This is a genomic window from Staphylococcus roterodami, assembly GCA_022493055.1.
GTDB lineage: Bacteria > Bacillota > Bacilli > Staphylococcales > Staphylococcaceae > Staphylococcus > Staphylococcus singaporensis.
Genome location: CP092781.1, coordinates 2,305,755 through 2,323,626 on the forward strand (window position 1 = coordinate 2,305,755; position 17,872 = coordinate 2,323,626).

The window sequence follows — 17,872 nt, forward strand, 5'->3', positions numbered from 1 at the left end:
ATAATACTTTACTTTTACTACTCTTGTAGCATTTTTAATTCATATACTCTATTCTCAATTTTTCTTTCTAAATCATTATATGAATTTTTGAACTCATCAAATCCTTCAATTTTATACTCATTAATTAATTTAAATACTTGATAGAAACCAGCATCCCAATTATTAACATGCCATTCTGGATGATCTTCATTTGCTAAATTGCGATACTTAAATGAAACTTTTAAAAGTTCCACTGCTTGATCATATACTAAAGTAGCTTCCTTACTTAAATTCTTTGTCTTAATTAATGAATAAACATATCTTTCTTCTTTTTCAAATCTAAGTTGATTTTCTATATCATAATTATAGTTATCTTCAGCTAATTTCTTTATGTCTTCTATGCCCATGAAAAACATTTCGTTATTCAAATCAAATGATTGATTATTATAAATTATATCCCTTTGAGAAGTTTGATAACTTGCATTTATATTAAACAGGCAATATATAATGCAATCAGATATAAATTCATCCTTTTCTATATCTGTTATTTTTCTAAAATCTGGGGCTTTAAAATTATCCATATCATTTATCCATGTATGACTAATTGATTTCCTTGCCGCAAATGTTATAGCGATACGTTCGAAATTTTCAGGTGTAATTGATAATCCATGCCCCATATATGCACTACCACTTAAAATAAATACATCTCTTTGAGATTTAAAAACATTGTTTGCTACATTAACCATGTATCCTATTGAATTATTTAATAGTCTACCACTAGTTTTTACACCTTCATTTATATTAAAAGCAGAAGAAAAATGAGGATATGGCTCATCCATAAAGTCCTTTCTTTTTACATTCGGTTCTCTAACCCACTTCGATAAAAAGTTCAATTGCTCTATTTCTTCAATAACTTTTATTCTATCTTGGACTATACCATCTATTTCTAAATGTTCTACTGACATTGGAAATAGTTTAGAATAATCATTCTTTATAATATCTCTATTCTTATATACACTAAATGCAATTGCCCAATCATTACTTACATCTGAGAACTCACCAGCATTAAACAAAATACCTTTTTGAAATTTAAAGTTACTGAATAATTTGTTATTGAAATGAGTCCAATAATCTCCACCGTTCATAAATTGAGATTTACTAAAGAACGCTATATGAACATTTGTAAGATTAAAATCCTCAACTAATTTTATTACTCTATAATAAAATTGTGCATAAAGTTGTTGTGATGCCTTACCCAAACCATTTGATTTCATTAATTTGTTGATTTCAGTAATTGCAACACTTTTCTTCGACGTTCCTTTAGATCCTGCATTGTTTGCTGTCGCATATGGTGGATTCGCCAAGAAGATAAACGGTTTATTTTGTTTTAATGACTCAAATAATTCTATAGGCATTTTGATTTCATAAGGATTACTTTCAGGATTGATATTTATATCATCGTTAAGAAAATCATACTGAAAACTTTTTGAATTTTGATTATAATCATTCGAAATATCTAATTCTTCTTGATAAAGTGTTGAGCAATAAAGATTGTCAAACAAATAATCCCTAGTTAAGTTTTTCGTTCCACATGCTGGATCCCAAACAACATAGTCATTTCTCCAACTATCTCCTATTACTTCAGAAATAATATCATTAGCTCTATTTGCCCAAACAGTTGGTGTCCAGAAATCTCCAGCAAAGCGTCTTGATGTCTCTTCTATTAACTGATCTGCTATTGATTTAATATGATCTTGCTCAGATAATGTATATTTTCTTTCATATCTTGAAAAAAATGCACCATAAGCGTTGGTATCGATAGAAATTTCACTTTTATCAGGAAGTTGTAGTACGTTTCTTTTTGTTGGTACAGGATAAATATTTGGATTACCTATTATAGAATTAATAAAGATTGAAACGAGCAAATGTGGTTGTTTTTCTGGATTAATTCCTACTTTAACTTTTCTATCACGTGAAAAAATGAATCTTACAAATTCATCAAATACAATTCTTATGTTTTTTTCTGTAACTTTAATTTTGTACATTACTCCATCATTGTTTACCAAACTATCAATAGCATTTAATACATCATTTATATCAAACCCCTTTGTATTGATATCAAATACGAAAGTTGAAAGGTTAGGGTCATTGTTTAATTGATTCATTAAATCTATATTTTTAATCCATGCGTCACTTGGTGCAATACTCCAATCTAAATCTTTTTTTAAATAGTCATAAAGTACAGGCGCATATACTACAAACATTTCATCTTCATCACCACTAAAAATTACGTTTGGTAGCTCTTCGCCATTTAACTCGAACTGTTTTAAATAATAAATTACTTGAGCAATAATCCTTGCTCTAGATGAAACTTTTAATAAGTCTAAATTTTGTTTAAACTCCATTAACATTCTCAACGCTAAAACTAAATCCCCTGATCTCAAAAATCCATCACTACCATATGCATTATGTAATGTAGCATTTGGATTTCCATCTATATATCTTTTTTGGAATATTCGTTTGTATGCATTTTCTATATCTGATTCATTTTTAAAATTTTTAAGAGATCTTTTGAATTCTTGATTATCTTTTTTTGTTATTTTCCCCATGAGAATCACCTCGTTTTATCTCGTGTATTTCTTCTATTATCCCATATATTAATTGTACTGTTAATAAACATTATAAAAACCTCAAGTTCTTATAAAATTAATCTACATTACTGTATGACACCTATCAATATATCAACAAATTACAATTCGAACTTACCCCCAATAATTATGAATGATTTATTAACAAGTTGAAATATATTCCGTTTCTTTATTATATACATCCAGTTATCTTAGGAGTAATTAAGACAATTAACAAATATGCATACTTTATAAAAAACACATTTAATTATTACAATTTATCAAATGGTCCTTTAGAAGGTATAGATACCAAAATAAATTTAATTAAACGTACATCTTTTGGTTATGGAAGTTACAATCATTTGCGCATTCTAATATTATTATCTTCAAAACTTAACGCTCCAAAGAGTAAAAAGGAAGTTAAGCAATGTCTATTTCCCTAACTTCCGATATTGAACTCATCAGTCGGATTTATTATAGAACCTGAATAATTTAATACACAAACGTAAAAAAACACCTCGACATAACATCAAGGTGTTTTGTATATATCGTCCGACAATTAACGTTTTGAGAATTGAGGTGAACGACGAGCTGCTTTAAGATTTGGTTTTTTACCTTCAAAAAACTTTAGGGTTTCGTACAATTGTATAGACTGTCGTAAGCCTTGATACTAAAGGATTTCTAATTTTTCCGATTGCATAGTATTGCACCAAATATCACTCAGGAGTAACTAAATGGTATCTAAATAAACTGCTGTCCGGTGGTATATACTCTTGTATCGTCCGGTTATCGTCCGGTCGTAAATATATTGATTTATCAATGTTTTTATGTATATCAATAGGTTATCGTTCGGTTATCACTTGATGAATTTATTAGTCTCTAATTAAATAATATCTAGTTCCCGGACCTCTACCTTCAGATCCGATAATCTCTAACTTCTTCAGTTCAGCAATTAACTCAGATGTATAACTTTTTTGAAGTCCCATTGTTTCTTGAATTTCTAGCCTACTTGCTAACTTACCATCTGATAAAAATTCTACAATCTCTGACAACTTTTGATTAGTTGGTATTTTATTTAACTTATAATTCTTATTAAATAATACTACTCGAAAATCCCCCTCTTTACTCGAAAGCTCACAAAACCCTTGATATCATTGATTTCCCATGATTTTTTAATATTTTTCTTTTGAGTTACTCGAAAATTTTCCTCTTTACTCGAAAGCTGTCCTTCAACCTCAGTTTGCAAATATTCAATATACTTACTACTAGTCATATATAAACCTCGCAATCACGCATCTTATTGGCTTTATTATAACATTCAATACGATATCTATCGAATATCATTACAACCTCTATCTGCTTATCGTACGAATCCCAAAGAAAAACAAGGTCATTTCATATGGTTTCCTAAAGTTTCATATCATTGAATTTTAAGCAGAATTGAAACAAATTAGTTCCTCTAGGGGTAACTAAATGGTATCTAAATCCCTCTATAAAAATATAAAAAAACACTCTTTGGAATAATCCAAAGAGTGCTGTAAACGTTTCTTCAGTTGAACACAAATTGCTGACGCAATTTGCGAACTCCATCTGTAAGCGAACAAGTTCGCAACAGCAGCAGCTTAACGTTTTGAGAATTGAGGTGAACGACGAGCTGCTTTAAGACCTGGTTTTTTACGTTCTTTCATACGTGGGTCACGAGTAAGTAATCCAGCGCGTTTTAAAGAACCTCTGTATTCAGGATCTGCTTCTAATAATGCACGAGCGATTCCGTGACGGATAGCTTGAGCTTGTCCAGTGAAACCACCACCATGAACGTTAACTAAAACATCATAGTTACCTTTAGTTTCAGTTACATCAAATGGTTGGTTTAAGTCTAAAATTAATGATTCGAATGGTAAGTATTCGCGTACGTCACGGTTATTAACTGTGATGTTACCTTCACCTGGTACTAAACGTACACGTGCTACTGAGTTTTTACGACGGCCTGTGCCTCTATATTCAACTTGTGCCAAAGTCATTTCCTCCTTCTAATTAACCACGTAATTCGTAGTTTTCTGGTTGTTGTGCAGCGTGTGGATGTTCAGCGCCACCATATACAAATAATTTTTTACCTTGTTTTTCGCCTAAACGAGTGCTTGGTAACATACCTTTAATTGAGTTTTCAATTAAACGTTCTGGGTTAGTTCTTCTTAATTCACCAGCAGTGATTGATTTGATACCACCTGGGTGATTTGAGTGACGGTAGTAAACTTTGTCAGTTTCTTTGTTACCAGTAAATTCGATTTTTGATGCATTAATAACGATTACATAATCACCAGTATCAACGTGTGGTGTGTAAGTTACTTTATTTTTACCGCGTAAGATAGATGCTACTTCTGATGATAAACGACCTAATGTTTGGCCTTCAGCATCGATAACATACCATTTGCGCTCAATGTTTGATTCATTTGCCATAAATGTTTGACGCATAATAATTGTCCTCCTAAAAAATAAATGCTTCTATTCAAGCTATAAACAGTTTCATAACCTAATAGATGATTTCATTTGTTTCATTTTTAAAACGTTTAATTTCATTTATTTTGTTAACTGTTGTTCGTTTCTGCTTATATATCTTGTAACACAATAAGTTTCCGGGGCTTATCGTGGGGTGGATATAAAACAATACCGTTAATAATCTTATAATTTCACAAGCTTTTTGTCAATGGCAATCAGTCATTTTGTAATGATTTTTTACGATGTATTTTTATATCGTTGCCAAAGTCTTTTAATAACTCATTTTCATCTAAATAAATTTTCTCTAAATATAATCCTTCAGCAGGTGCAGTGAAAGGAACATTCTTACGATTCTTTGATTCAAGTAGCTTCGGCACATCAGAAATTTCATGTCGCCCTTTTCCAACTTCTATTAAAAATGCAACTAAGACACGCACCATGTTATATAAAAATCCAGACCCAGTGACAATATAATCAAAGCCCTCATCTGTCTTTACAATTTCACTTTGGTATAATGTTCTAACTTTGCTTTCTACTTCAGTTTTTTGCGAACAAAACCCCGTAAAATCATGTGTACCTATGAATTGTTGTGCCGCTCGGTTCATTTTACCTAAATCCAACGTTTCAGGAATAAATGTTTTCAAACCACTTTGAAATGGATCGCGGTGTTGTGCTTGATATACTTTGTAACGATAACGTTTACCTACACAATCATAACGACAATGAAAATCGTCATCGACAGTAACAACATTTTTCACATAAATATCATCAGGTAACGTACGATTCATTGCATATTGCCATTGTTCCACTGGAATTTTCAGCTCTGTGTCGAAATGAAAGTATTGCTGTATCGCATGTACACCTCTATCAGTCCTACTTGAAGGATGGATTCTCACATGTCTTTTATGCATGCGTTGTAATAGCTTTTCAAATTGTTGCTGTACCGTTCGACCATTTTGTTGAATTTGAAAACCTAGAAAATTATTTCCTTGATACGCAATTTCTACTAATATACGCATGAATTTACACTCCTGAATATTTTAATACGAATAAAATAATTGCAATTGGGATAATCATGATTAAAGATAACGTATCTCTCAATTGCCATTTAAGCTGTCTGTAGCTCGTTCTCTTAACATTGGCATCATAACCCCTAACTTCCATTGCGACCGCTAATTCTTCGGCGCGTTGGAAAGCTGAGATGAATAGTGGCACTAGTAATGGAATAAATGATTTAATACGTGTTGCAATATTTCCAGAACTGATTTCAGAACCACGCGACTTTTGCGCCAAAATGATTTTATCTAACTCATCCATTAACGTCGGGATGAATCTTAACGCAATGGACATTATCATACTTAATTGATGAACTGGTAATTTAAACATCTTTAGTGGTGCAAGTAATTTTTCAAACGCATCTGTTAAATCAATTGGACTTGTCGACAGCGTCATAATCGTTGCAATCATCACAATACCAATTAATCGTAATGATATATATAGACCTTCTAAAATACCATTAGTCTCAATTGTAATACCGTGCCATTCAAATAATACATGCCCACCTTTAGTTAAAAATATATGCATCATTAATGTAAAAATTAAAAAGAAAAATATTGGTGTTAAGCCTTTAATTAAGAACCAAAATTGAATTTTTGCTAACTTCATAAATAATAAGATTAGTGTAAACACCCATAAATATGTTAGAGGTGAGTGACAGAAAAATATTAATATAATAAATAAAAAGACAAACATTAGCTTTGCTCTTGGATCAAGATGATGAACAAAGGAATTAATCGGTAAATATCGCCCTATAATCAATTTATTTTTCATGTTGCCACTCCTTATACAAGCTTACAAATGCTTCTTCAGTTAAGGCAATATCTTTTAATTTTGTTTGATATTTTTGTTCAAAGTCATATTGTAACTGAACGATATCTGGCAGACCGATGTGCCAATCCGACAACTTTTCTTTATCTTTGAAGAGCTCTTTTGGTGATGTTTGTGACACGATACTACCTTCATTCATAACAATGACTTCATCGGCATAACGCGCGACTTCATTCATATCATGTGAAATTAGAATAATTGTCTTATTTTCATTTGTTTGTAAAGATTTTAATAAGCTCATAACTTGTCGTTTGCTTTGAGGATCAAGTCCTGCTGTTGGTTCATCAACAACGATAATATCCGGGTTCATCGCTAAAATAGAAACAATTGCAATTTTTCGCATTTGTCCACCTGACATTTGAAATGGTGATTGTGACATTACGTCTCTTGAAAAGCCGAGATCCATCAATAAACGATGGGCATAACTTTTAGCTTCATCTAAATCCATTTTAAAGTTCTTAGGTCCAAATATCATTTCACGTTCAACTGTATCTTCAAATAATTGTGATTCTGGAAATTGAAAGACCATGCCAATTCTTTTTCTTAGCGGTCTAATAAACTTATCTTTAGTCTTATGTGTAACCACAACATCATCGATTGTAACGGTACCACTAGTTGGTTTAATCAATGCATTAATATTTTGAATCAACGTTGATTTACCACTACCTGTTTGTCCTACGATTGCATAGTACTTACCTTGTTCAAACTCTGTATTAATATCATGAATAGCTTGATGTTGATAAGGTGTTCCTTGCTGATACGTGTAACTTACATTGTCAAATCGAATACTCATAGTCGATTCACCAACCCTTCATAAGTCAAAAATGATGTATGGTATCCTAGTAATTGACTCATTTTTATTGGAAATGGCAAATCAAGACCAATCTTTGTTAATGCTTCTGCTTGATCAAATATATCCATTGCCGTTCCCTCTTTATAGACATTGCCTTTATTCATGACGATAACATGGTCTGCTTCCATCGCCTCTGATAAATCATGTGTAATAGATATGATTGTAATGTCGTGTTCTTCTTTAACTTTTCTTACTATATTAAGTAGATTATGACGAGCGTTCGGATCTAACATGGATGTCGCTTCATCTAATATAATTACCGAAGGATTTAGTGCCAACACACTTGCAATAGCCACACGTTGCTTTTGTCCTCCTGATAATGCATTAGGTTCATAATCAGCTCGTTCTAACATATCAACTTGTTCAAGTGCTTCATTAACTCTTCTATGCATTTCATCGTGTGGAACTGCATGATTTTCAAGGCCAAATGCTACATCATATTTTACGATTGAACCTACAAATTGATTTTCCGGATTCTGAAAAACAATCCCAATTTCTTTTCTTAACTTTTCAATATTATCGTCAGTAACTACCTGACTATTATAAAAAATTTCTCCAGATTTAACTTTTTCAATGCCAATCATTAATTTAGCAATAGTGGACTTTCCAGAACCGTTATGACCAACAATAGATGTCCACTGTCCTTTTGGAATATTAAAAGAAACATCTTTCAATGTGAAGGATGCATCACTTTGATATTGAAATGAAGCGTTTTTAAATACAATAACTGAATTCTTATCCTCCACTTGTCTCTCTCCTTTACGATTCGTGTATCTATCATATTTTACAATATTTATAAATCGCTGTATATGACATTGATTGTGTTTACGATATATTGAAAGTAATTAAACTACTTCTTAGGTCATTTCCAAATTCACATTCATTAATTTTACAATTTCTGAAAAACTTAATCCATCTTTATTGATTATACATAAATGCCACAAAAATAATATTTAATAACTATACCGTACAACTTAATTAGTTTAATGTAATGAATTATTCAAAATGCGAATCTCTGAAATAAAAAAATATCGGACTTGTAAACATTTCTGTTCATAAGTCCGATAGCTTATACAATAAAAAAGCGCGCACCCCATCATAAGTTTGTTGAGTTCACGCTTTAAATCTTTATTTAGTTGATGGGGTACTCTGAGCTAGACAATATTTGTATGTGGCAAACATTATCGTTGCACTCATTTGCTTTATATAAAAGTAGTTAGTGTATTTATATAAATTGTTATACTAATTCGATAATTACTGATTCAGCACCGTCACCGCGACGAGGGCCTTGTTTAAGGATACGAGTGTAACCACCTTGACGTTCTGTATAACGTTCTGCGATTTCACCAAATAATTTTTGAAGTGCAGTTTGTGTAGTTTCATCTTCGTTTAAGATTTCAACATTACGTAAAGTTTTAGCTGCATTACGACGAGAAGCTAAATCTCCCTTTTTACCTAAAGTGATTAATTTCTCAACAACACTGCGAACTTCTTTTGCACGAGCTTCTGTAGTTTCAATACGCTCACTAATAATAAGTGAAGTAGCTAAGTCACGTAACATAGCTTTACGTTGATCAGAAGTACGACCTAATTTTCTGTAACCCATGAGTTAACCTCCTTTATCAATCTTCTTTTCTTAATCCTAATCCTAAATCTTCTAATTTGTATTTAACTTCTTCTAAAGATTTACGACCTAAATTACGTACTTTCATCATGTCAGCTTCAGATTTATCAGCTAACTCTTGAACAGAATTAATTCCTGCGCGTTTTAAGCAGTTATATGAACGTACAGATAAGTCTAATTCTTCGATAGACATTTCTAAGACTTTTTCTTTTTGATCTTCTTCTTTTTCAATCATGATTTCAGCATTTTGTGCTTCATCAGTAAGACCAACGAAGATATTCAAGTGTTCAGTCATTATTTTTGCTGCTAATGAAACTGATTCTTGTGGTGTGATTGAACCATTAGTCCAAACATCCAATGTTAATTTATCAAAATCACTGCTTTGACCTACACGTGTATTTTCAACAGTATAGTTCACACGTTCAACAGGTGAATACAATGAATCAACAGGGATTACACCAATTGGTAAATCACTAGTATTATTTTGTTCTGCTAATGCGTAACCTCTACCCTTGTTAGCAACTAGACGAATTTTTAAGTGACCACCTTTAGATACTGTTGCAATTTTAAGCTCTGGGTTTAAAATTTCAACATCACTATCATGTGTAATGTCGCTTGCAGTTACTTCGCCTTCATCACGTACATCAATTTCTAAAGTTTTATCTTCTTCAGAATAGATTTTTAATGCTAATTGTTTAATGTTCATAATGATTGTAGAAACATCTTCAACTACATTATCTACTGCTGAGAATTCATGTAAAACTCCCTCAATTTCAATATACTTAACGGCTGCACCTGGTAATGAAGATAGTAGGATACGACGTAAGGAGTTTCCTAGTGTAGTACCGTAGCCACGTTCTAGTGGTTCAACAACGAACTTACCGAATTTAGCATCTTCACTAATTTCAATTGTCTCAATTCTAGGTTTTTCGATTTCTATCATTTAAATATCCTCCTTATATACGTCGACTTAATTTAGAATGTTTGCTCAGTGACCTGTAACAATACCATCAAAATTATACACGACGACGTTTTGGTGGACGACAACCGTTATGAGGTACTGGAGTAACGTCTCTGATTGCAGTTACTTCTAAACCTGCAGATTGTAATGCACGAATAGCTGATTCACGACCTGGACCAGGTCCTTTAACTGTTACTTCAACTGTTTTTAAACCATGCTCCATAGCTGATTTAGATGCAGTTTCAGAAGCCATTTGTGCTGCAAATGGTGTTGATTTTTTAGATCCTTTAAATCCTAATGCACCAGCTGATGACCATGATAAAGCATTACCGAATTCATCAGTGATAGTTACAATAGTGTTGTTGAATGTTGAACGGATGTGTGCTACACCATTTTCAATATTCTTTTTCACTCTACGTTTACGAGATACTTGTTTACGTGCCATTTAAAATTTGCCTCCTTTACCTATTATTTTTTCTTGTTAGCTACCGTTTTAACTGGTCCTTTACGAGTACGAGCGTTGTTTTTCGTTTTTTGACCACGAACTGGTAAGCCACGACGGTGACGGATACCACGGTATGATGAAATTTCCATTAAACGTTTAATATTTAAGTTAGTTTCACGACGTAAGTCACCTTCAACTTTATAACCGTCTACAACTTCACGGATGCGACCTAATTCGTCATCAGTTAAATCTTTCACACGAGTATCAGCTGATACGTTAGCTTCTTCAAGAATTTTTTGAGCAGTTGCCGTACCGATACCGTATATATAAGTTAATGAGATAACTACGCGTTTTTCACGTGGAATATCTACTCCTGCAATACGTGCCATATTAATTTACACCTCTCTTTTATTAACCTTGTCTTTGTTTGTGTTTTGGATTTTCACAAATTACCATTACTTTACCTTTACGTTTAATGACTTTACATTTTTCGCAAATAGGTTTTACTGATGGTCTTACTTTCATTTTTATACCTCCCTATATTATGGAGTGACGATTATTTATAACGATAAGTAATTCTTCCGCGTGTTAAATCGTACGGAGACATCTCAACAGTTACTTTGTCGCCAGGTAGAATACGAATGTAATTCATTCTGATTTTTCCACTTACGTGAGCTAAAATCTCATGACCATTTTCTAATTCTACTTTAAACATTGCGTTCGGTAAAGTATCTAATACAGTACCTTCTAATTCAATTACATCTTGTTTAGCCATTGATTAACTTCCCCCTTTTTGCAATAGTAAGGTAATCGTCAATAGACAACTTTATTGTTACGAATCTATCAGTGATTAATTTTATAAGTTAAACAAAAATTACGGGAATTAATTATCGTTAATTGCCACTCTCATCTATCTAATATGATTAAATCATGCCTCACTTAAAATAGACCGCTTAAAGTTGATCTATTACAAATGATCTAAAATATCAATGACATCTTTGGTAACGTCGCTAATGTCTTTTGAACCATCAATATTTTTCAATACACCTTTTTTATCATAGAATTCTAAAATTGGTTTAGATTGTTTAATATTGACACTCAAACGATTAGCTACCGTTTCAGGATTATCATCTTCTCGTTGATACAATTTACCACCATCGATATCACAAATACCTTCGACCTTCGGAGGATTAAATACAAGATGATACGTTGTACCACATGACTCACAGATTCGACGACCTGTAAGACGGTTCATTAATTCTTCTTCCGGAACTTCGATATTGATAACAGCATCAATGTTTCTGCCAAGCTCAGACATAATGTTATTTAATGCCTCAGCTTGCTCGATTGTTCTTGGGAAGCCATCTAATAAAAAGCCTTTTTTTGCATCGTCTTCAGAAATTCTTTCTTTAACGATACCTACAGTAACTTCATCAGGAACTAATTCGCCACGATCCATAAAGGACTTAGCTTCTTTACCTAATTCAGTTTCTTCTTTAATAGCTTTTCTGAACATGTCACCAGTTGAAATGTGGGGTATTGGGAATTTCTTGACAATTTCACTTGCTTGAGTTCCTTTACCTGCACCAGGTAAACCCATCAAAATGATATTCATAAGTGCCCTCCTAAAATTATCTACCACCAAAGCCTTTATATTCTTTTTGAGTTACTTGAGCTTCTAGAGACTTCATTGTTTCAATTGCTACACCGATAACGATAAGTAAACTTGTACCACCAATCTGAATTGATTGTGGTAATCCCATAAACTTAGTTGCTAAAATCGGTAAGATTGAAATAACGGCTAAGAAGATAGAACCTACAAAAGTTAAACGATATAAAACTTTAGTAATATATTTTTTGGTTTGTTCACCAGGTCTAATACCTGGAACATAACTACCTTGTTTTTTAAGGTTGTCAGCCATTTTTTCCGGATTAACTTGTACAAATGCATAGAAGTAAGTGAATAGTATGATTAGCACGATATATACTACCATACCTACATTACTTGAAGGATTTGCAGCATTCGCAATGTTTTGTGCCCATTCTTTATCTGGATAGAACAATGTTAATGTTCTAGGCAATAAGAAGAACGCCATTGCAAAGATTACAGGAATAACACCGGCTGAGTTAACTTTTAAAGGTAGATAAGTTGCTTGTGAACCTAATCTTTGAGCAGTTTGTTTCTTAGCATATTGAATCGGAATTTTACGAACGGCTTCAAGTACATAAATAGCTCCGACAGTTAATAGTATTAATGACACTAATAGTCCTAGTACTTTCAACCAAGCTAAAGATGTATCTTCTTGCCCAACGAACGCAGATTGTCCAAATTGAATTAGACTAGCTGGTAACGTTGATAAAATACCTGCGAATATGATAATAGAAATACCATTACCAACACCGAACTGAGTGATTTGATCACCAAGCCATATTAAGAAAGCAGTTCCTGCTGTCAAAACTAGTGCAATTAATAAATAGCTCATAATTGACTGATTAATAATCAGTGCACCTTTGAGATAATTATTAAATTGGAATGCCATACCTATAGATTGGATAAATGCTAAAGAAATTGCTAAATAACGTGTAACGTTATTTAATTTTCTTCTTCCTACTTCACCTTGTTTTGCCCATTCTGAGAATTTAGGAACAATATCCATTTGTAATAATTGCATTACGATGGATGCAGTGATGTAGGGCACAATACCCATTGCAAAAATAGAAAATCGTTTCAAGGCTCCGCCACCAAAAGTATTTAATAACTCAGTGGCACCTTGAGAACCTTGGGGATTATCAAAAGCTGCAGGATTAACTCCTGGAGCTGGTATATAAGTCCCTATTTTAAAAATTACTAACATTGCTAGTGTGAAGAAAATCTTGTTACGAACTTCTTTTGTTCTAAAGAAATTCACAAGGGTTTGAATCATTAGATCACCTCGTGTGCTCCACCTTTAGCATCAATAGCTTCTGCTGCTGAAGCTGAGAATTTATGAGCTTTCACTGTCAATTTCTTATCAAGTGAACCATTACCTAGTATTTTAATACCAGATTTTTCATTCTTAACAACACCAGATTCTACTAATAAAGCTGGAGTTACTTCAGTACCATCTTCAAATTTATTAAGTTGGTCTAAGTTAACAATAGCATATTCTTTACGATTTATGTTAGTAAAACCACGTTTTGGTAAACGACGGAATAATGGTAATTGACCACCTTCAAATCCTGGTCTTACACCACCGCCTGAACGAGCTTTTTGACCTTTGTGACCGCGACCACTTGTTTTACCGTTACCTGTCGCAACACCACGTCCAACACGATTGCGTTCTTTACGTGAACCTTCTGCCGGTTTTAACTCATGTAATTTCATTTCGGCACCTCCTTGATTATTTTTCTTCTACTGTTAATAAGTGCTTAACTTTGTTGATTTGCCCACGAATAGCAGGGTTATCTTCAACAACTACTGAACTGTTAGTCTTTTTAAGACCTAAAGCTTCAACAGTTTTACGTTGTGTTTCAGGACGACCAATAACACTACGAGTGAGGGTAATTTGTAATTTAGCCATAACTAGTTTTCCCTCCTTAATTGTATAATTCTTCTACTGTTTTGCCACGTAATTTCGCAACATCTTCAGCATTTTTAAGGTTTTGTAAACCATTGATTGTCGCACGAACCATGTTAATTGGAGTGTTTGATCCTAATGATTTACTTAAGATATCTGTAATACCTGCTAATTCAAGCACGGCACGAACAGGACCACCAGCGATAACCCCTGTACCAGGTGCAGCCGGTTTCATAAATACGCTTCCTGAACCGTAACGGCCAGTAATTGTGTGTGGAGTTGTACCTTCAACACGTGGAACAACTACTAAATCTTTTTTAGCTGCTTCTACAGCTTTTTTGATTGCTTCAGGTACTTCTTGTGCTTTACCAGTACCGAAACCTACACGACCATTTTTGTCTCCAACTACAACTAATGCAGTGAAACGGAAACGACGACCACCTTTTACAACTTTTGCTACACGGTTGATTGTAACAACGCGTTCTTCAAATTCTTTCGTCTCTTCTTCTCTACGAGCCATGTATTTGTCCCTCCTTTAAATTAAAATTCTAATCCGCTTTCTCTTGCAGCTTCAGCTAATGCTTTAACACGTCCGTGATATAAATATCCTCCACGGTCAAATACGATTTCTTTAATGCCTTTGTCAGCAGCTTTTTTAGCTATTGCTTCACCGACTTTAGTTGCTAATTCAACTTTAGTTGCTGAAGTAGCAATGTCGCTATCTTTTGAAGAAGCTTGAGCTAATGTTACGCCTTTATTGTCATCAATAATTTGAGCGTAGATATGCTTGTTTGAACGATATACGTTTAAACGTGGCTTTTCAGCTGTACCTGATAAGTTAGTACGAACACGAGCATGTCTTTTTAAACGCACTTTGTTTTTATCAATTTTACTGATCATTTCAATACTCCTTTCTGTAGAGTTTTATCTATTATTTACCAGTTTTACCTTCTTTACGGCGAACATATTCACCTTGGTAACGAATACCTTTACCTTTATAAGGTTCTGGAGGTCTTACTGAACGGATGTTAGAAGCTAATGCTCCAACTTGTTCTTTTGAAATACCTTCAACTTTAACGACTGTGTTTTTCTCTACTGAGAAAGTAATGTTCTCTTCAGCTTTAATTTCAACTGGGTGAGAATAACCAACGTTAAGGATTAAGTCTTTACCTTGCATTTGAGCACGGTAACCTACACCAACAAGTTCAAGTACTTTTTCGTATCCTTGAGAAACACCTTGTACCATATTGTTTAATAAAGCACGAGTTGTACCATGGTTTGTTCTATCTTCTTTAGAATCAGATGGTCTTACAACTTCAATAGTGTTTTCTTCTTGTTTGAATGTCATTCTTTCATTTAAAGTTCTTGATAATTCACCTTTAGGACCTTTAACAGTTACATGATTTCCATCAAAAGTTACTGTTACGTCACTAGGAATGTCAATAATTTTCTTACCAACACGACTCATGTTATGGCACCTCCTTATTTTTTATTACCAAACGTATGCGATAATTTCTCCACCAACATTACGTTTTCTTGCTTCTTTATCAGTGATTACACCTTCAGAAGTTGATACTAATGCGATACCTAAACCATTTAATACTTTAGGCATTTCGCTAGCTTTTGCATATACACGTAAACCTGGTTTTGAAATACGTTTTAATCCTGTGATAACACGCTCATCGTTTTGACCATATTTTAAGAATAAACGAAGTACACCTTGTTTATCATCTTCTACGTATTCAACATTTTTAATGAAACCTTCACTCTTTAAGATTTCAGCAATTTCTTTTTTGATATTTGATGCAGGTAATTCTAATTTCTCGTGACGCACCATGTTTGCGTTTCTTACACGAGTAAGCATATCTGCGATTGGATCTGTCATTGTCATTGATTGTTGCCTCCTTTCAGACTCTTTTTTATTACCAGCTAGCTTTACGAACGCCAGGGATTTGGCCTTTGTAAGCTAATTCACGGAAACAAATACGGCATAATTTAAATTTACGATATACAGAATGTGGACGGCCACAACGTTCACAACGAGTGTATTCACGAACTGCATATTTTTGTTTTTTTTGTTGCTTAGCAACCATTGAAGTTTTAGCCACTTAATTAGCCTCCTTTAAATAATTATTTACGGAATGGCATACCGAAGTTAGCTAACAATTCACGAGCTTCTTCATCAGTGTTAGCAGTAGTTACGATAACAATATCCATTCCTCTAACTTTACTTACTTTATCATAGTCGATTTCTGGGAAAATTAATTGTTCTTTAACACCTAAAGTGTAGTTACCGCGTCCGTCAAATGCTTTTTTAGAAACACCTTGGAAGTCACGTACACGTGGTAATGATACTGAAATTAATTTGTCTAAGAATTCATACATTCTTTCACCGCGAAGTGTTACTTTCGCACCGATTGGCATACCTTCACGTAAACGGAAAGTCGCGATTGATTTTTTAGCTTTAGTTACTAATGGTTTTTGACCAGTGATTAATTCTAATTCTTCAACAGCATTGTCTAATACTTTAGAATTTTGTACTGCGTCACCTACACCCATGTTCACAACGATTTTATCTATTTTTGGTACTTCCATCACTGAACTATAATTGAATTTTTTCATTAAGCTTTCAGTAACTTCAGTATTAAACTTTTCTTTTAAACGGTTCAAAGTGGGATCCTCCTTTCAACTTGTTATTAATTATTAGTTTTGATTTCTTCGCCAGATTTTTTAGCGATACGAACTTTTTTACCATCAACAAATTTGTAACCTACACGAGTTGGTTCGTTTGTTTTAGGGTCTAATAATTGTACATTAGAAACATGGATTGCTGCCTCTGTTTCTAAGATTCCACCTTCAGGATTTAATTGAGTTGGTTTTTGGTGTTTTTTCATAATGTTAACACCTTCCACAACGACACGGTCTTTTTTAGGTAGAGTAGCGATTACTTTACCTTCTTTACCTTTGTCTTTACCTGCGATAACTTTAACGTTGTCACCTTTTTTGATATGCATGTGGGCACCTCCTTATTTGTATTGGTTGTTATTTATTAAAGTACTTCTGGTGCTAATGATACGATTTTCATGAAGTTACCTTCACGTAATTCACGAGCAACAGGTCCGAAGATACGAGTACCACGTGGGCCTTTGTCATCACGAATGATAACACATGCATTTTCATCAAATTTAATATATGAACCGTCATTACGACGAACACCTGACTTAGTACGTACGATTACAGCTTTGACAACGTCACCTTTTTTAACAACGCCACCTGGTGTTGCATTTTTAACAGTACATACGATAACATCGCCGATGTTTGCTGTTTTACGACCAGATCCACCTAATACTTTGATTGTAAGAACTTCACGAGCACCAGAGTTGTCTGCTACTTTCAAGCGTGTTTCTTGTTGGATCATTAGTTAAACCTCCCTTATCTATAAA

Annotated in this window: 27 protein-coding genes and 1 pseudogene; 1 reads left to right on the plus strand and 27 read right to left on the minus strand. The window is 33.5% G+C overall.

The window, feature by feature from the left end; translation table 11 throughout:
- Positions 1-17: 17 nt before the first annotated feature.
- Positions 18-2,588 carry a hypothetical protein gene (locus tag ML436_11250; GenBank protein ID UMT77695.1) on the minus strand — a complete coding sequence of 857 codons (2,571 nt, stop codon included), beginning with the start codon at positions 2,586-2,588 and terminating at the stop codon, positions 18-20.
- Between the two features lie 80 nt (positions 2,589-2,668).
- Between ML436_11250 and ML436_11255 the strand changes: the two are divergent.
- Positions 2,669-3,049: pseudogene (locus ML436_11255) on the plus strand (transposase).
- A 429-nt stretch (positions 3,050-3,478) separates the two neighbouring features.
- Here the strand turns inward: ML436_11255 and ML436_11260 are convergent.
- From ML436_11260 to rplN, 26 genes are all read right to left on the minus strand, one after another.
- On the minus strand, positions 3,479-3,658 hold the full coding sequence (locus ML436_11260) for a hypothetical protein (protein ID UMT77696.1): 180 nt from the start codon (positions 3,656-3,658) through the stop codon (positions 3,479-3,481).
- Positions 3,659-3,708: 50 nt separating this feature from the next.
- The gene (locus ML436_11265) at positions 3,709-3,879 is read right to left on the minus strand and encodes a hypothetical protein (protein ID UMT77697.1); all 171 of its coding nucleotides are present in this window, start codon (positions 3,877-3,879) and stop codon (positions 3,709-3,711) included.
- 349 nt (positions 3,880-4,228) lie between these two features.
- Positions 4,229-4,621 carry a 30S ribosomal protein S9 gene (rpsI, locus tag ML436_11270; GenBank protein UMT77698.1) on the minus strand — a complete coding sequence of 131 codons (393 nt, stop codon included), beginning with the start codon at positions 4,619-4,621 and terminating at the stop codon, positions 4,229-4,231.
- A gap of 19 nt (positions 4,622-4,640) precedes the next feature.
- Entirely contained in the window at positions 4,641-5,078 is a 438-nt protein-coding gene (gene rplM / locus ML436_11275; GenBank protein UMT77699.1) for a 50S ribosomal protein L13, read from the minus strand.
- A gap of 239 nt (positions 5,079-5,317) precedes the next feature.
- Complete coding sequence (truA, locus tag ML436_11280) at positions 5,318-6,121, minus strand: tRNA pseudouridine(38-40) synthase TruA (protein ID UMT77700.1); 804 nt, start codon at positions 6,119-6,121, stop codon at positions 5,318-5,320.
- 4 nt (positions 6,122-6,125) lie between these two features.
- A complete protein-coding gene (locus ML436_11285; protein ID UMT77701.1) occupies positions 6,126-6,932 on the minus strand; it encodes an energy-coupling factor transporter transmembrane protein EcfT in 807 nt (268 codons plus the stop codon).
- Positions 6,922-7,782, minus strand: coding sequence for an energy-coupling factor transporter ATPase (locus ML436_11290; protein UMT77702.1), 861 nt, complete (start codon positions 7,780-7,782; stop codon positions 6,922-6,924). Before ML436_11290 ends, ML436_11285 begins: the two co-directional genes overlap by 11 nt.
- Positions 7,779-8,588: an energy-coupling factor transporter ATPase gene (locus ML436_11295; GenBank protein ID UMT77703.1), complete on the minus strand. Its 810-nt coding sequence runs from the start codon at positions 8,586-8,588 to the stop codon at positions 7,779-7,781. Before ML436_11295 ends, ML436_11290 begins: the two co-directional genes overlap by 4 nt.
- A 491-nt stretch (positions 8,589-9,079) precedes the next feature.
- Positions 9,080-9,448, minus strand: coding sequence for a 50S ribosomal protein L17 (gene rplQ, locus ML436_11300; GenBank protein ID UMT77704.1), 369 nt, complete (start codon positions 9,446-9,448; stop codon positions 9,080-9,082).
- Positions 9,449-9,464: 16 nt separating this feature from the next.
- Entirely contained in the window at positions 9,465-10,409 is a 945-nt protein-coding gene (locus ML436_11305) for a DNA-directed RNA polymerase subunit alpha (GenBank protein UMT77705.1), read from the minus strand.
- 73 nt (positions 10,410-10,482) lie between these two features.
- A complete protein-coding gene (rpsK, locus tag ML436_11310; protein UMT77706.1) occupies positions 10,483-10,872 on the minus strand; it encodes a 30S ribosomal protein S11 in 390 nt (129 codons plus the stop codon).
- 23 nt (positions 10,873-10,895) lie between these two features.
- Entirely contained in the window at positions 10,896-11,261 is a 366-nt protein-coding gene (rpsM, locus tag ML436_11315; GenBank protein UMT77707.1) for a 30S ribosomal protein S13, read from the minus strand.
- A 22-nt stretch (positions 11,262-11,283) separates the two neighbouring features.
- A complete protein-coding gene (gene rpmJ / locus ML436_11320) occupies positions 11,284-11,397 on the minus strand; it encodes a 50S ribosomal protein L36 (GenBank protein ID UMT77708.1) in 114 nt (37 codons plus the stop codon).
- Between the two features lie 31 nt (positions 11,398-11,428).
- Positions 11,429-11,647 (minus strand): translation initiation factor IF-1, encoded by a 219-nt coding sequence (infA, locus tag ML436_11325; GenBank protein UMT77709.1) that lies wholly within the window; start codon positions 11,645-11,647, stop codon positions 11,429-11,431.
- A 192-nt stretch (positions 11,648-11,839) separates the two neighbouring features.
- Positions 11,840-12,487 carry an adenylate kinase gene (locus ML436_11330; GenBank protein ID UMT77710.1) on the minus strand — a complete coding sequence of 216 codons (648 nt, stop codon included), beginning with the start codon at positions 12,485-12,487 and terminating at the stop codon, positions 11,840-11,842.
- A 16-nt stretch (positions 12,488-12,503) separates the two neighbouring features.
- Positions 12,504-13,796, minus strand: a complete 1,293-nt coding sequence (secY, locus tag ML436_11335) for a preprotein translocase subunit SecY (protein ID UMT77711.1) — start codon at positions 13,794-13,796, stop codon at positions 12,504-12,506.
- A complete protein-coding gene (rplO, locus tag ML436_11340; protein ID UMT77712.1) occupies positions 13,796-14,236 on the minus strand; it encodes a 50S ribosomal protein L15 in 441 nt (146 codons plus the stop codon). Before rplO ends, secY begins: the two co-directional genes overlap by 1 nt.
- Positions 14,237-14,252: 16 nt before the next feature.
- A complete protein-coding gene (gene rpmD, locus ML436_11345; protein ID UMT77713.1) occupies positions 14,253-14,432 on the minus strand; it encodes a 50S ribosomal protein L30 in 180 nt (59 codons plus the stop codon).
- A 16-nt stretch (positions 14,433-14,448) separates the two neighbouring features.
- Positions 14,449-14,949 carry a 30S ribosomal protein S5 gene (rpsE, locus tag ML436_11350; GenBank protein UMT77714.1) on the minus strand — a complete coding sequence of 167 codons (501 nt, stop codon included), beginning with the start codon at positions 14,947-14,949 and terminating at the stop codon, positions 14,449-14,451.
- 20 nt (positions 14,950-14,969) lie between these two features.
- Positions 14,970-15,329: a 50S ribosomal protein L18 gene (gene rplR, locus ML436_11355; GenBank protein ID UMT77715.1), complete on the minus strand. Its 360-nt coding sequence runs from the start codon at positions 15,327-15,329 to the stop codon at positions 14,970-14,972.
- A 31-nt stretch (positions 15,330-15,360) separates the two neighbouring features.
- A complete protein-coding gene (rplF, locus tag ML436_11360) occupies positions 15,361-15,897 on the minus strand; it encodes a 50S ribosomal protein L6 (GenBank protein UMT77716.1) in 537 nt (178 codons plus the stop codon).
- Positions 15,898-15,921: 24 nt separating this feature from the next.
- Entirely contained in the window at positions 15,922-16,320 is a 399-nt protein-coding gene (rpsH, locus tag ML436_11365; protein UMT77717.1) for a 30S ribosomal protein S8, read from the minus strand.
- Between the two features lie 31 nt (positions 16,321-16,351).
- Positions 16,352-16,537: a type Z 30S ribosomal protein S14 gene (locus tag ML436_11370; protein ID UMT77718.1), complete on the minus strand. Its 186-nt coding sequence runs from the start codon at positions 16,535-16,537 to the stop codon at positions 16,352-16,354.
- Between the two features lie 22 nt (positions 16,538-16,559).
- Entirely contained in the window at positions 16,560-17,099 is a 540-nt protein-coding gene (rplE, locus tag ML436_11375; GenBank protein ID UMT77719.1) for a 50S ribosomal protein L5, read from the minus strand.
- Positions 17,100-17,125: 26 nt separating this feature from the next.
- Positions 17,126-17,443 carry a 50S ribosomal protein L24 gene (gene rplX, locus ML436_11380; protein ID UMT77720.1) on the minus strand — a complete coding sequence of 106 codons (318 nt, stop codon included), beginning with the start codon at positions 17,441-17,443 and terminating at the stop codon, positions 17,126-17,128.
- 35 nt (positions 17,444-17,478) lie between these two features.
- On the minus strand, positions 17,479-17,847 hold the full coding sequence (gene rplN / locus ML436_11385; protein ID UMT77721.1) for a 50S ribosomal protein L14: 369 nt from the start codon (positions 17,845-17,847) through the stop codon (positions 17,479-17,481).
- Between the last annotated feature and the right edge of the window lie 25 nt (positions 17,848-17,872).

Bases quoted from the DNA above. Each gene is read 5' to 3' on its own strand.
- infA (UMT77709.1), bottom strand. From the start codon at position 11,647: ATGGCTAAACAAGATGTAATTGAATTAGAAGGTACTGTATTAGATACT.
- rplX (UMT77720.1), bottom strand. From the start codon at position 17,443: ATGCATATCAAAAAAGGTGACAACGTTAAAGTTATCGCAGGTAAAGAC.
- rplO (UMT77712.1), bottom strand. From the start codon at position 14,236: ATGAAATTACATGAGTTAAAACCGGCAGAAGGTTCACGTAAAGAACGC.
- secY (UMT77711.1), bottom strand. From the start codon at position 13,796: ATGATTCAAACCCTTGTGAATTTCTTTAGAACAAAAGAAGTTCGTAAC.
- rpsE (UMT77714.1), bottom strand. From the start codon at position 14,949: ATGGCTCGTAGAGAAGAAGAGACGAAAGAATTTGAAGAACGCGTTGTT.
- rplQ (UMT77704.1), bottom strand. From the start codon at position 9,448: ATGGGTTACAGAAAATTAGGTCGTACTTCTGATCAACGTAAAGCTATG.
- rpmJ (UMT77708.1), bottom strand. From the start codon at position 11,397: ATGAAAGTAAGACCATCAGTAAAACCTATTTGCGAAAAATGTAAAGTC.
- rplF (UMT77716.1), bottom strand. From the start codon at position 15,897: ATGAGTCGTGTTGGTAAGAAAATTATTGACATTCCTAGTGACGTAACA.
- rpsK (UMT77706.1), bottom strand. From the start codon at position 10,872: ATGGCACGTAAACAAGTATCTCGTAAACGTAGAGTGAAAAAGAATATT.
- ML436_11285 (UMT77701.1), bottom strand. From the start codon at position 6,932: ATGAAAAATAAATTGATTATAGGGCGATATTTACCGATTAATTCCTTT.
- rplR (UMT77715.1), bottom strand. From the start codon at position 15,329: ATGATCAGTAAAATTGATAAAAACAAAGTGCGTTTAAAAAGACATGCT.
- ML436_11250 (UMT77695.1), bottom strand. From the start codon at position 2,588: ATGGGGAAAATAACAAAAAAAGATAATCAAGAATTCAAAAGATCTCTT.
- ML436_11265 (UMT77697.1), bottom strand. From the start codon at position 3,879: ATGACTAGTAGTAAGTATATTGAATATTTGCAAACTGAGGTTGAAGGA.
- rplM (UMT77699.1), bottom strand. From the start codon at position 5,078: ATGCGTCAAACATTTATGGCAAATGAATCAAACATTGAGCGCAAATGG.
- rpmD (UMT77713.1), bottom strand. From the start codon at position 14,432: ATGGCTAAATTACAAATTACCCTCACTCGTAGTGTTATTGGTCGTCCT.
- rplN (UMT77721.1), bottom strand. From the start codon at position 17,847: ATGATCCAACAAGAAACACGCTTGAAAGTAGCAGACAACTCTGGTGCT.
- rpsH (UMT77717.1), bottom strand. From the start codon at position 16,320: ATGACAATGACAGATCCAATCGCAGATATGCTTACTCGTGTAAGAAAC.
- ML436_11330 (UMT77710.1), bottom strand. From the start codon at position 12,487: ATGAATATCATTTTGATGGGTTTACCTGGTGCAGGTAAAGGAACTCAA.
- truA (UMT77700.1), bottom strand. From the start codon at position 6,121: ATGCGTATATTAGTAGAAATTGCGTATCAAGGAAATAATTTTCTAGGT.
- ML436_11290 (UMT77702.1), bottom strand. From the start codon at position 7,782: ATGAGTATTCGATTTGACAATGTAAGTTACACGTATCAGCAAGGAACA.
- rpsM (UMT77707.1), bottom strand. From the start codon at position 11,261: ATGGCACGTATTGCAGGAGTAGATATTCCACGTGAAAAACGCGTAGTT.
- ML436_11305 (UMT77705.1), bottom strand. From the start codon at position 10,409: ATGATAGAAATCGAAAAACCTAGAATTGAGACAATTGAAATTAGTGAA.